Here is a 12,916-nt window from a genome sequence, read left to right on the forward strand (position 1 = left end):
GTCCTCGGCGGTCACGCCGGCTGCGGTTCGGTGACCGTCGCCGGGCGGCTCCTGACCGGCCTGGTCACCTGCTTCGCCACGCACGACGGCATCCCCGACGTCGCGAGCGCCGCCTCACGCCGGTAGGTGCTGGGCGGCATGCCGACCAGCTCTGTGAACCGGGTGCTGAAGGTGCCCAGCGAGGAGCAGCCGACCGCGAAGCAGACCTCGGTGACGCTGAGGTCGCCCCGGCGCAGCAGCGCCATCGCGCGCTCGATGCGCCTCGTCATGAGGTAGCCGTACGGGGACTCGCCGTAGGCGATCCGGAACTGGCGGCTGAGGTGGCCGGCCGACATGTGCGCGCCGCGGGCGAGCGCCTCGACGTCCAGCGGCTGGGCGTACTCCCTGTCGATCCGGTCGCGGACGCGGCGCAGGACCGCGAGGTCGCGCAGGCGTTGTTCCTCGGGCGTCGAGCGGTTGCGTGGCATGTCCGTATTCTCCCGAGCCGGTTCCCGGATCGTCTACTCCTGCGCCTGCCCGCCGCGTGGGACGGGTCGTACTCCTGCGCGTGCCGGCCGCGCAGGACGGGTCCGGCCGGATGCCCGAACCCGTCCCACGGTATCCGCGGCTGCCCCGGTCAGGAACCGACGTAGGCCGCGAGGTGCTCGCCGGTGAGCGTGGAGCGTTCGGCGACCAGGTCGGCGGGTGTGCCCTCGAAGACGATCCGGCCGCCGTCGTGGCCGGCGCCGGGGCCGAGGTCGATTATCCAGTCGGCGTGCGACATGACCGCCTGGTGGTGCTCGATGACGATGACCGACTTGCCGGAGTCGACGAGCCGGTCGAGGAGTCCGAGCAACTGCTCGACGTCGGCGAGGTGGAGGCCGGTGGTCGGCTCGTCGAGGATGTAGACGCCGCCCTTCTCTCCCATGTGGGTGGCCAGCTTGAGCCGCTGCCGCTCGCCGCCGGACAGCGTGGTCAGCGGCTGGCCGAGCCTCAGGTAGCCGAGCCCGACGTCGGCCAGGCGGTCGAGGACGCGGTGTGCGGCCGGGGTGCGCGCCTCGCCGGCGCCGAAGAACTCCTCCGCCTCGGCCACCGACATCGCCAGCACCTCGCTGATGTCGCGGCCCCCCAGGTGGTGGTCCAGCACCGATGCCTGGAACCGCTTCCCCTCGCACTCCTCGCAGGTGGTGGCGACGCCCGCCATCATCGCCAGGTCGGTGTAGATGACGCCGGCGCCGTTGCAGGTGGGGCAGGCGCCCTCGGAGTTGGCGCTGAACAGCCCCGGCTTCACACCGTTGGCCTTCGCGAACGCCTTGCGGACCGGGTCGAGGAGGCCCGTGTACGTCGCCGGGTTGCTCCGCCGCGAGCCGCGGATCGCGCCCTGGTCGATCGCCACGACGCCCTCGGCGGTCCCCCGCCTGCCGACCAGCGACCCGTGCACGAGCGAGCTCTTGCCGGAGCCGGCGACGCCGGTGATCACGACGAGTGCGCCGAGGGGGATGTCGACGTCGACGCCGCGCAGGTTGTGCGTGGTCGCGCCGCGGATCTCCAGGGCGCCGTTGGGCGTACGGACCTTCTCCTTCAGAGTGGCCCGGTCGTCGAGGTGACGGCCCGTGATGGTGTCCCCGGCCCGCAGCCCCTCGACGCTGCCCTCGAAGCAGACGGCCCCGCCCTCCGTACCGGCGCCGGGACCGAGGTCCACGACGTGGTCGGCGATCGCGATCGTCTCCGGCTTGTGCTCCACGACCAGCACCGTGTTGCCCTTGTCCCGCAGCCGCAGCAGCAGGTCGTTCATCCGCTGGATGTCGTGGGGGTGCAGGCCGATGGTGGGCTCGTCGAAGACGTAGGTGACGTCGGTGAGTGAGGAACCGAGGTGGCGGATCATCTTGACGCGCTGCGCCTCGCCGCCGGACAGCGTGCCCGACGGCCGGTCAAGGGAGAGGTAGCCGAGGCCGATCTCCACGAAGGAGTCGAGCGTGTGCTGCAGCGTGGTGAGCAGCGGAGCCACCGACGGCTCGTCGAGGCCGCGGACCCACTCGGCGAGGTCGCTGATCTGCATCGCGCAGGCGTCGGCGATGCTGATCTTCTTGATCTTCGACGAACGGGCCGCCTCGCTGAGCCGGGTGCCACCGCAGTCGGGGCAGGCGGTGAAGGTGACCGCCCGCTCGACGAAAGCCCGGATGTGCGGCTGCATCGCCTCCTTGTCCTTGGACAGGAACGACTTCTGGATCTTGGGGATCAGCCCTTCGTAGGTGAAGTTCACGCCCTCGACCTTGACCTTGGTCGGTTCCCGGTGGAGGAAGTCGCGCATCTCCTTCTCGGTGAACTCGCGGATCGGCTTGTCCGGGTCGAGGAAGCCCGACTCGGCGTAGATCCGCACGCTCCACCAGCTGTCCGACTTCCAGCCGGGGATGGTGAACGCGCCCTCGGCGATCGACTTGGAGTCGTCGTAGAGCTGGGTGAGGTCGATGTCGGAGACCGTGCCCCGGCCTTCGCAGCGCGTGCACATGCCGCCGGTCCGGCTGAAGGTCACCTTCTCGGCCTTGGACTTGTCGGCACCGCGGTCGACCGTGATCGCACCGCTCGCCTTGACCGAGGCGACGTTGAAGGAGAACGCGTTGGGCGAGCCGACGTACGGCTTCCCGAGCCGGCTGAAGAGGATGCGCAGCATGGCGTTGGCGTCGGTCGCGGTGCCGACCGTGGAGCGGATGTCGCCGCCCATCCGCTGCTGGTCGACGATGATCGCGGTCGTCAGCCCGTCCAGCACGTCCACCTCGGGCCGCGCCAGCGTCGGCATGAAGCCCTGCACGAAGGCGCTGTAGGTCTCGTTGATCAGCCGCTGCGACTCCGCGGCGATCGTGCCGAACACCAGCGAGCTCTTGCCCGAGCCGGAGACGCCGGTGAACACCGTCAGCCGGCGCTTCGGGATCTCGATGCTGACGTCCTTGAGGTTGTTCACACGCGCGCCGTGCACGCGGATCATGTCGTGGCTGTCGGCATCGTGCAGCGCAGGCGACTGCCTGTCCGTCCTCGTGGCCTTGCTCATCGTGTCTCCATCTGTGAGGCGGGGGCCGCCTTCGCGGTGTGCTTCGTGCCGGTGTCGCCCGGCGTCGCGGTCTGACCGTTTCGAGCAGTACGTCTGGTTCTACTTCGTCCGGCGTGGCCGCGGCAACGGTCTGCCGGTGATTACCCGGCCGGCGGATCTGCCGGCACGCGCGACGCCCGTGCCGGCGCGGCCGGCGCCGGCCGGGCGGCTCAGCGCAGTTCCTGGATGCGGAGCAGGTTGCCCGCGGGGTCCCGGACCGCGCAGTCGCGAACGCCGTACGGCTGCTCGGCCGGCTCCTGCACGACTTCGGTGCTGCCGGCCTGCACCCGCTCGAAGGCGCCGTCGAGGTCGGCGGTGGCCAGGACGAGCGAGGCGTAGGTGCCCTTGGCCATCATCTCGGTGATGGTGCGGCGTTCGTCCTCGGTGACACCGGGGTCGGCGGCGGGCGGATACAGGACGATGGACGTGCCGGGCTGGTCGGCGGGGCCGACCGTGAGCCAGCGCATCCCCTCGTATCCGACGTCGTTGCGGACCTCGAAGCCGAGGGTGTCGCGGTAGAAGACGAGGGATGCGTCCGGATCGGTGTGCGGGAGGAAACTCGCGTGAATGGTGATGTCCATGGCTGTCACGCTAGCCGCGGCCGGCTGACCGGGCTTCTCGATTCCTGATCGTTCGGGAACGGCCCGCCCGGTGCGGGCCGAGGTCACGGCCGTGCCCTCACCCACGACCGGTCCTCGGTGAGGTAGCCGTCCACCGTCAGCCCCGCCTCGGCGAGGGCGGCTTCGAAGCGGGGTGTGCTCAGGGCGTGCGAGTAGAAGGTCTGGGTCCAGTGCCTGTCCTCGAAGTCGTAGCGGATGCACGTCCTGGAGACGTTCTCCCCCACCGGCTCCAGCGAGACGACCGACACGGTCATCTCCCCTCGGCTCCACGTGCTTCCCGGTTTCAGCGTCCTGTGCAGCCCGTCGGGTTCGCGCTGGATGAGGACGCAGCCGCCGGGGGCGACGTGGCGGGCGCAGGTGCGCAGCAGCCGCCCCCGGTGGGCGTCGTCCGCCGTGTTGACGAGGAAGGAGGCGAGCGTCACCACGTCGAAGCGCCTTCCGAGGTCGAGGCCCTCGATCGGCGCGTGCACCGTCGGTGCTCCGTCGATCTTCGCGAGCATCGCCTCGGACTCGTCGACGGCGGTGACGTCGAAGCCGCGTTCCAGCAGCGGCCGCGTCATCCGGCCCGCCCCGGCGCCGAGTTCGAGGAGAGTGCCGCCGGTCGGCACGGCGGCGGCGATGACGGCCGTCTCGCCGTTCTCGGGGAGGCGGGCGTACATCTCCACCGAGCAGCCGTCGGGGGTGAATTCGCCGCTGCCGCTGCCGCTGTGTCCGTCACGTGTGAAGGTCGTCATGTCGCGTATCGCAGCCTCCGCCCGGCCCCGTCCGGTACTGATTCGCTCCAGGACGAAAGCCGGACGGGCACCGCCACCGGGATGCCGTTCACCAGCTGACGTGCAGTGGCTTGCCCTCCGCGTAGCCGGCGGCGCTCTGCACGCCCACGACGGCCTTCTCCGCGAACTCGGCGAGCGAGGCCGCCCCCGCGTAGGTGCAGGAGGAACGCAGGCCCGCGACGATCGCGTCGATGACGTCCTCGACGCCCGGGCGGCCGGGGTCGACGAACATCCGCGAGGTGGAGATGCCCTCCTCGAAGAGGGCCTTGCGGGCGCGGTCGTACGCGGACTCCTCGCTGGTGCGGTGGCGCACGGCCCGGGAGGAGGCCATCCCGTAGGACTCCTTGTACGCGCGGCCGTCGGCGGTCTGCTGGAGATCGCCCGGCGACTCGTACGTACCGGCGAACCAGGAGCCGATCATCACGTTGGACGCTCCCGCGGCCAGCGCCATCGCCACGTCCCGCGGATGACGGATGCCGCCGTCCGCCCAGACGTGCTTGCCGAACCTGCGTGCCTCGGCGGCGCACTCCAGCACGGCGGAGAACTGCGGGCGGCCCACGCCCGTCATCATCCGGGTGGTGCACATGGCACCGGGCCCGACACCCACCTTGACGATGTCGGCACCGGCCTCGACGAGGTCGCGTACGCCCTCGGCGGCGACGATGTTGCCCGCCACGACGGGGACCCGGGGCTTGAGCGCCCGCACGGCCCGGAGCGCCTCGATCATGCTCTCCTGGTGGCCGTGCGCCGTGTCCACCACGAGGGTGTCGACGCCCGCGTCCAGCAGCGCACGGGCCTTGCCCGCCACGTCGCCGTTGATGCCGACGGCGGCCGCGACACGCAGACGTCCGGACGCGTCCGTGGCCGGTGTGTACAGCGTTGCCCGCAGGGCGCCCTTGCGGGTGAGGATGCCGGCGAGGCGGCCGTCCGCGTCGACGGCGGGCGCCAGCTTGCGGTGGGCGGCGTCGAGCTGGGCGAAGGCCACGCTCGGATCGACGTCGGCCTTGAGCACGAGCAGGTCGCGGGACATCACTTCCGACAGCTGCGTGAAGCGGTCCACCCCGGTCAGGTCGCTCTCGGTGACGACGCCGACGGGCCGCCCGTCGGAGATCACGACGCCCGCGCCGTGGGCGCGCTTGGGCAGCAGCGACAGCGCGTCGGCGGCCGTCTGCGTGGGCGCGAGCGTGATGGGAGTGTCCAGCACCAGGTGACGGCGCTTGACCCACGCCGTGACCTCGGCGACGACGTCGATCGGAATGTCCTGGGGGATGACGACGAGCCCGCCGCGGCGGGCGACGGTCTCCGCCATGCGCCGCCCGGCGATGGCCGTCATGTTGGCGACGACCAGCGGGATCGTCGTGCCGCTGCCGTCGGGGGACGCGAGGTCCACGTCCTGCCGTGAGCCGACGGCCGAGCGGCCGGGCACCATGAAGACGTCGTCGTATGTCAGGTCGTACGGGGGCTGCTGATCGTTCAGAAATCGCATACCGACTCTCTCACCTGCGTTGTTGCATCCGGGCGGGTGGGGAGTCTGTGCCGGCCGGCAGCGTCCGGGCTGTGGCTCCTTTGTCCATCATCGCCGATCCGCTGCGGGACCGGCCAGGCGGGGGCGGCGGGCACGCCGGTGCCTTCCGCGCCCGGCCGGGAGACCCGTCTGATCCGTCTGACCCCGTCTGGCCCGTCTGGCCCGTCTGGCCCGTCTGGCCCGCCGGAACCGTGGGCGAGGCAGCCCTCCGGTGCCGGTTGCCAGCGCGCCTGAGGCACATCTAATGTCCCGCTCGGACACATGAATCCATCCATGTTGGGAGGGCCGCAGGTGGGAAGGGCTCTCCCCACGTCCCGGCGCGCTTACGACTACGCCAAGGAGCGGATACTCGAGGGCATCCTCGCCGGAGGCGAACTGATCAGCGAGGGCACCGTCGCGGACGCTCTCGGCATCAGCCGCACGCCCGTGCGGGAGGCGTTCCTGCGGCTGGAGGCGGAGGGGCTGCTGCGCCTCTACCCGAAGCGCGGCGCGGTCGTCGTGCCCGTCTCCGCCAAGGAGGTCGAGTCGGTCCTGGAGACGAGGGAACTGATCGAGTCCTTCGCCGCCGGGAAGGTCGCGTCCATGGGCCCCGGGGCGCTGGAGGAGCTCGTCCGGGACCTGCGTGATCAGCTCCAGGAGCAGAGGAAGCTGCGGGAGGCCGGGGAAGGCAAGGCGTTCGTGGCCGCGGACCAGCTCTTCCACCAGATGATCGTCGCCGCGGCGGACAACCCGATCCTGCTCGACCTGTACGCCGGTCTGCGGGACCGTCAGCAGCGGATGGGGCTCTTCGCGGTCTTCCACGACCACGACAGGCTGCGGGCCACGAACCACCAGCACGTCGAGCTCGTCGACCTGCTGGAGCAGGGCGACGTCGCCGGGTACCGGACGGCGCTGCGCGGGCACCTGCGGGGCACCCGCGCAGCGGCTCTGGGACATCAGGACAGCGGCGCTCAGGACAGCAGCATCCACCCCAGCACCGGCGTGGACTGAAGGTAGACCAGCACGCACATCACCAGCAGCAGTGCGAGGCTCCAGCCGACGACCTTGCGGAGCAGTTCGGGCTCCCGTCCGCCGAGCCCCGTCGCGGCCGCGGCGATGGCGAGGTTCTGCGGGGAGAGCATCTTGCCGAGGACACCTCCCGAGCTGTTGGCGGCCGCGAGGAGTTCCGGCTGGTAGCCGGAGTTCTTGGCGGCCGTCACCTGGAGGATGCCGAAGAGGGCGTTGGCGGAGGTGTCGGAGCCGGTCACCGCGACTCCCAGCCATCCCAGCACCGGCGAGAGGAATGCCAGCGCCGCGCCGGCGCCCGCGATGAAGTGGCCGATCGTGGAGGTCTGCCCGGACAGGTTCATCACGTAGGCGAGCGCCAGGACGGTGGCGACGGTCAGGATGGCCCACCGCAGCTGGTGGAGGGTCCGGCCGTAGGCCCGTGCGGCGACGCCCGGTGCGACCGCCAGCAGGACGGCGGTGACCACGCCGCTCAGGAGCAGCATCGTGCCGGTGGCGGGCAGCCAGTTGAAGTTGAAGACCGTGGAGGCGACCGGCTTTCCGCTCACGGGGTCGGCGACGTCGAGGCCCGGCCAGTCGAAGAGGACGGAGCCCTTCTCGAGGAGGGTCTTCACCGAGGGGATCTGGGTGACGGCGAAGACGAGAATGATCACGCCGTACGGGAGGTACGCCTTCACGGCCGCACCGGTGCTGTCGTGAACTTCCGTGTCCGTACCGGTGGTCGTGCCCGTTCCCGGACCGGTACGGGAATCGCTCGCGGCCGGTGCCGGGCCACCCGTGCCGCTGCTGCCTCCGGTGGCGGCGGAGCCGTCGCCGGCGCCGGATTCCGCGTCTCCGCCGCTTCCCGTCGCCGGTGCGGGCCCGCCGGGCGTGTACGTCCGCCCTGCGCGCATCACCACCACCAGCACACCCACGGCGAACAGCGCGGCGACGACGTCGGTGAGTTCGACCGAGAGGTAGTTGGACGTGACGAACTGGGCGACGGCGAAGGCGAGTCCGCATGCGAAGGCGGGCAGCCAGGTCTGCCTGACCCCGCGCCGCCCGTCGACCAGGTACACCAGCAGTACGGGCACGATCGCCGCGAGCAGCGGGGTCTGACGTCCGACGGTGGAGGAGACGTCCGCGAGCGGCAGGCCGGTCAGTTCGGACAGCGTGATGACGGGGGTGCCCATGGCACCGAACGCCACGGGCGCCGTGTTCGCCACGAGCGCCACCGTCGCGGCCTTGAAGGGTTTGAAGCCCAGCGCGATGAGCATCACCGAACTGATCGCCACCGGCGCCCCGAACCCGGCCAGCGCCTCGAGGAGCGCTCCGAAGCAGAAGGCGACGATGACGGCCTGCAGCCGCTGGTCGTCCGAGAGTTTGCCGAAGGAGCGGCGCAGCACCTCGAAGTGCCCTGTGTCGACCGTCATCTGGTAGACCCACAGGGCGTTGACCACGATCCACATGATCGGGAACAGGCCGAACAGGGCGCCCAGCAGCGCGGAGTTGAGGCTCTGGCCGACCGGCATGCCGTAGACGGCGACGGCCACGACGACGGAGGCGGCCAGTGCGGCCAGCGCCGAGAGCCACGCCTGGATGCGCAGGATGCCCAGCATGACGAAGAAGACGACCAGCGGCAGCGCCGCTACGAGCGACGACCACCCCAGCGAGCCGCCGAGCGGGTCGAGTACGGGTTGGAACACGGTGCCTCCGGTGGCGAGTTGGGACTCGGGGGACGACTCACCAGGGCTTGACGCCGCGTATGGAGGCGTCGACGACCTGGACGGGGTGCAGCACGGGAAGCTCGGCGTCGAGATGCCGTGAAATCTGCAGCAGGCAGCCGGGGTTGGCGGTCACCACGGCTTCGGGTGCGGTCGAGCGGACGTTGCCGGCCTTGCGGCGGCCGAGCTCTTCGGCGGATTCGGGCTGTACGAGGTTGTAGACGCCTGCCGAGCCGCAGCACATGTCCGCCTCCGGAATGTCGACGACCTCCAGGTCGGGCACGGTGCGCAGGACTTCGCGCGGTGCTTGCCGCACGCCCTGCGCGTGGGCGAGGTGGCAGGCCTCGTGGTGGGCGAGCCGGGCCGGCACCGGGTGGCGCGGGGCGAGCGGCGGCAGTTCGGCGAGGAGTTCGGAGACGTCGCGTACCTTCGCGGCGAACCGCTCCGCCCGCTCCCTGAATCCGGGATCGCCGGCGAGGAGGCGTCCGTACTCCTTGAGCGCCGAACCGCAGCCCGCCACGTTGACGACGATGACGTCGACGTCGAGTCCTTCGAAGGTCTCGATGAGCCGTTTGGCCCGTACGACGGCCTCCTCCTCACGTCCCGCGTGTTCGCTGAGCGCCCCGCAGCAGCCTTGCTCGCGGGGGGCGACGACGTCGCAGCCCTCGGCCGTGAGCACCCGCACCGTCGCCTCGTTGACGTGCGCGAAGAAGACCTGCTGCACGCAGCCGGTGACCATGCCCACGGTGCGGCGGGCGGCCGTTGCGGACCCCGGGGTCCGGGCGGGGCTGTGCGCGGGAGTACGGCGCAGGGCCGAGCGCAGCGGCACGTCCGGCATGAGAGCCTCCAGGGCGCGCAGCCGAGCGGGCAGCCGCCGCGTCACGCCGGTTCTCTTCAGCAGGCTCCGGACGCCGAGCCGCTGGTAGAGGGCCCCCAGCACCGCGGCCGGGCGGAGCCGCCGCGGGTAGGGGAAGAGGCGGAAGATCAGTCCGCGGAAGGCACGGTCGGCACGTGAGCGTGCCCAGTTGCGCTCGATCTGCGGACGGACGCTCTGGATGAGCCGGTCGTACTGCACGCCGGACGGGCACGCCGTCACGCAGGCCATGCAGCCGAGGCAGTTGTCGAAGTGCCCCACCGCGGCTTCACCGAGGGGCGCTTCGCCTTCGCTGATGAGTTTGATCTGGTAGATGCGGCCGCGTGGTGAGTTCATCTCCTCGCCCGTGAGGGCGTACGTGGGACACGCGGGCAGACAGAAACCGCAGTGCACGCAGTCGGAGAGGAGGTCCGGGGAGGGCGGGTGGTGGGCGTCGAAGCCCGGGCCCTGTGCCGGGGCCTGCGCGGCCTGCGCGGCCTGCGGGTCGTGCGTTCCACCGTGCGGCGAGGTCATGCGGCGCTCCCTGTGGGTGGCCGGGTGTACGGATCGTCGAGTGGTCTGGGGCCGGGTTCTGGGGCTGGGTTCTGGGCTGGGACAAGGGGCGTGCTGCGGGCGGCGGTTCAGAACCAGGGGGCGAAACGGCCCGGCGCGCAGAGGCCGCCGGGGTCGAACTGCCGCTTGAGCGCGCGCAGTACGGGTGCGGTGGGCGGCGCGGGGCCCCACGGGGCGGCGAGGGCGTCGACGCCTTCGCGGCGGCGCCGCAGCGTCACGGAGCCGCCGCTGCCGTGCACTGCTTCGCGCCAGGCGGTGACGCAGGCGGCGTGCTCCGCCGCCTCTCCCCCGCTCAGCACGACGGTGTGCACGCCCTGCGCGATGCCGCTGACGAGCCTCGCCGTCACGCCCGTGCCCTGCGTCAGCGCCGTCAACTCCGCGTGGAGTTCCGGCAGTCGGGCCGGGCGGGTCCCGGCTCGCAGCACCGTCTGACCGTCCTCCCCCGCGATGACGGCGGCGAGGTCCTCCCATGCCGTTGTCTCGGCGTCCTCGTCGAGCACACGGGCACCGGCCAGCTCGGGCAGGTCCGTCGCGAGCCTGCCGCGGGTGGACGTGCTCTCCCCCGTGCCGTGGAAGCGGATCAGCAGCCGCTCTCCCTCCCACTCGACCGCGACCGGTTCGAGCGGTGAGCGCATCACGGCCCGTGCGGCCTGCAGCGCCTGCCCGGCGTCGCCGGTCTCCAGCGCCACCGTGGCCGTCGACTCGGGCAACGGGTGCACGCGCAGGTTGAGTTGTGCCACCAGGCCGAACGCGCCGAGTGAGCCCGCCATGAGCTTCGCCAGGTCGTAGCCCGCCACGTTCTTGATGACGTCGCCGCCCGTCCGTACGACGGAGCCGTCGGCGAGGACCAGCGTCGCGCCGATCACGAGGTCGCTCAGACCGCCGTACTTCAGGCGCCGCGGCCCCGTGTCGCCCGCGGCGAGGAGGCCGCCGAGTGTCGCGCCCGCACGTTCGGTCGGCGCGTCGAGCGGCAGCCACTGGCCGGCGGGCGCCAGCAGCTCCTGAAGCCGGGCCAGGGGCATTCCGGCCTCCACGCCGACCGTCCAGTCCCCGGCCGCGTGGCTGACGAGCCCGTCCAGGCCGCCGGTCTCCACCACCAGGTCGGTCCTGCTGACCGGTGCACCCCAGTCGAGGGCGCTTCCGGCGCCGTCGAACAGCAGCGCCTGCTTCTCACGCGCCGCCGTCCCGAGCGCTTCGGCCGCCTCGGCGAGGCTCGCGGGACGTACGCGCGGGGCACCTGCGGGCGGCGCCTCGCCGGACTCGCCGGCGGACCGGGGGCCGCCCGACTCGCGTACCGCCCCGGGTGGTTCGTCCGTCATCTCACGTCACCACCTTTCGATCACGCCGGCCGCCTCCAGCGGATGCGGCCGGTAGCGGCCGGGGCTCTCCCCGCACAGCCGTGGAGTGGGCAGCACCTTCCCGGGGTTGGCCAGTCCGCAGGGGTCGAAGGAACGGCGCAGCCGCTGCATCACCGCGAGATCGGTCTCGCCGAACATCTTCGGCATGGAGCACGCCTTGTCGAGGCCGATGCCGTGCTCGCCGCTGAGCGACCCGCCCAACTCGACGCACATCTCGGCGATCTCGCTCGACAGCCGCTCGGCTCTCTCCGATTCGCCCGCCTGCTCGTCGAAGAGCACCAGCGGGTGCAGGTTGCCGTCCCCCGCGTGGAAGACGTTGGCGACGCGCAGACCTTCGGCACGCGACATCTCGGCGATGCGGCTCAGCGCTTCGGCCAGCCGCGTACGCGGGACGACGCCGTCCTGCACGAAGTAGTCGGGACTGATGCGTCCCACGGCGGCGAAGGCGGCCTTGCGGCCCTTCCAGATGCGTGCCCGCTCCTCGGCGTCCGTGGCGATGCGGATGTGTGTGGTGCCCTTCTCCCGGCACAGGGCGACGACTCTCTCGAACTGCTCGTCGCACTCGTCCTCCATGCCGTCGAGTTCGACGACCAGAGCGGCCGTCGCGTCGAGGCTGTATCCGGCGTGCACGGCGGCCTCGCTCGCCTCGATGGCGAGCGCGTCGAGCATCTCCACCGCTGCGGGCACGATGCCGGACGCCATGATTCCGCTGACGGCCTCGCCCGCGGCCTCGACGGTGGGGAAGTCCGCGACGAGCGTCCGTACGCTCTGCGGCGTGCGCAGCAGCCGGACCGTAATCTCCGTGGCGATGCCGAGCGTGCCCTCGGAGCCGATGAACAGGCCCCGCAGGTCCGGACCGGCGCTCTCCGGGGCGTCCCCGCCGAGCGGCACGACGGAGCCGTCCGGCAGCACGACCGTCAGTGCGGTGACGTGGTGGACCGTGAAGCCGTACTTCACGCAGTGGGCGCCGCCGGAGTTCTCGGCGACGTTGCCGCCGATCGTGCACACCACCTGGCTGGACGGATCGGGCGCGTAGTAGAGGCCGTGCGGGGCGGCCACTCTGGAGATCTCCGCGTTGGTGACGCCGGGCTGGAGGACCATTGTGCGGTCGTCGGGGTCGAAGTCGAGGACCTGCCGCATGCGCGCGAGGGAGATGACCACCCCTTGCGCGACGGGCACCGCTCCCCCGGAGAGGCCCGTTCCCGCGCCTCGCGCGACGAAGGGCAGTTCCGCCTCGGCGCACAGCGTGACCGCGGCCGAGACTTGTTCGGTGGTGCGGGGCAGGAGCACGAGGGCGGGGACTTCACGGAAGCCGGTGAGGCCGTCACACTCGTAGGTCCGCAGCTGGAGCGGATCGGTCAGTACGGCGTCCCGTCCGAGTGCGGCTTCGAACTTCTGGCGCAGGGCGGTGTCGATCATGGCGCCGTGCCTCCTGACCCGTA

Annotated in this window: 10 protein-coding genes; 1 reads left to right on the forward strand and 9 read right to left on the reverse strand. The window is 71.5% G+C overall.

The annotated features are described in order from the left end of the window. Positions 1-11: 11 nt before the first annotated feature. The 5 genes from ACFPA8_RS12430 to ACFPA8_RS12450 form a co-directional block, all read right to left on the reverse strand. Entirely contained in the window at positions 12-467 is a 456-nt protein-coding gene (locus ACFPA8_RS12430; protein ID WP_386446893.1) for a helix-turn-helix transcriptional regulator, read from the reverse strand. Positions 468-616: 149 nt separating this feature from the next. Continuing rightward, on the reverse strand, positions 617-3,025 hold the full coding sequence (locus ACFPA8_RS12435) for an ATP-binding cassette domain-containing protein (RefSeq protein ID WP_386446896.1): 2,409 nt from the start codon (positions 3,023-3,025) through the stop codon (positions 617-619). A 209-nt stretch (positions 3,026-3,234) separates the two neighbouring features. After that, positions 3,235-3,645, reverse strand: a complete 411-nt coding sequence (locus ACFPA8_RS12440; RefSeq protein WP_386446899.1) for a VOC family protein — start codon at positions 3,643-3,645, stop codon at positions 3,235-3,237. 83 nt (positions 3,646-3,728) lie between these two features. Further along, positions 3,729-4,418 (reverse strand): class I SAM-dependent methyltransferase, encoded by a 690-nt coding sequence (locus ACFPA8_RS12445; protein WP_386446901.1) that lies wholly within the window; start codon positions 4,416-4,418, stop codon positions 3,729-3,731. 88 nt (positions 4,419-4,506) lie between these two features. After that, complete coding sequence (locus ACFPA8_RS12450; protein WP_386446904.1) at positions 4,507-5,943, reverse strand: GuaB1 family IMP dehydrogenase-related protein; 1,437 nt, start codon at positions 5,941-5,943, stop codon at positions 4,507-4,509. A 330-nt stretch (positions 5,944-6,273) separates the two neighbouring features. On the opposite strand from ACFPA8_RS12450, the gene ACFPA8_RS12455 reads away from it, so the two are divergent. Beyond that, positions 6,274-6,972 (forward strand): GntR family transcriptional regulator, encoded by a 699-nt coding sequence (locus ACFPA8_RS12455; protein WP_386446906.1) that lies wholly within the window; start codon positions 6,274-6,276, stop codon positions 6,970-6,972. Here ACFPA8_RS12455 and ACFPA8_RS12460 read toward each other — a convergent pair. The 4 genes from ACFPA8_RS12460 to ACFPA8_RS12475 all read right to left on the reverse strand — a co-directional run bounded on the left by ACFPA8_RS12460 (position 6,933) and on the right by ACFPA8_RS12475 (position 12,893). Continuing rightward, the gene (locus ACFPA8_RS12460) at positions 6,933-8,672 is read right to left on the reverse strand and encodes an L-lactate permease (protein WP_386446909.1); all 1,740 of its coding nucleotides are present in this window, start codon (positions 8,670-8,672) and stop codon (positions 6,933-6,935) included. The genes ACFPA8_RS12455 and ACFPA8_RS12460 overlap by 40 nt on opposite strands. 37 nt (positions 8,673-8,709) lie before the next feature. Further along, positions 8,710-10,077 (reverse strand): (Fe-S)-binding protein, encoded by a 1,368-nt coding sequence (locus tag ACFPA8_RS12465; protein WP_386446912.1) that lies wholly within the window; start codon positions 10,075-10,077, stop codon positions 8,710-8,712. 107 nt (positions 10,078-10,184) lie between these two features. Continuing rightward, positions 10,185-11,435: an FAD-binding oxidoreductase gene (locus ACFPA8_RS12470; protein WP_386446914.1), complete on the reverse strand. Its 1,251-nt coding sequence runs from the start codon at positions 11,433-11,435 to the stop codon at positions 10,185-10,187. A gap of 6 nt (positions 11,436-11,441) precedes the next feature. After that, positions 11,442-12,893, reverse strand: a complete 1,452-nt coding sequence (locus tag ACFPA8_RS12475) for an FAD-linked oxidase C-terminal domain-containing protein (RefSeq protein ID WP_386446917.1) — start codon at positions 12,891-12,893, stop codon at positions 11,442-11,444. Between the last annotated feature and the right edge of the window lie 23 nt (positions 12,894-12,916).

Source organism: Streptomyces ovatisporus, from assembly GCF_042653885.1.
Classification (GTDB): Bacteria; Actinomycetota; Actinomycetes; order Streptomycetales; family Streptomycetaceae; genus Streptomyces; species Streptomyces ovatisporus.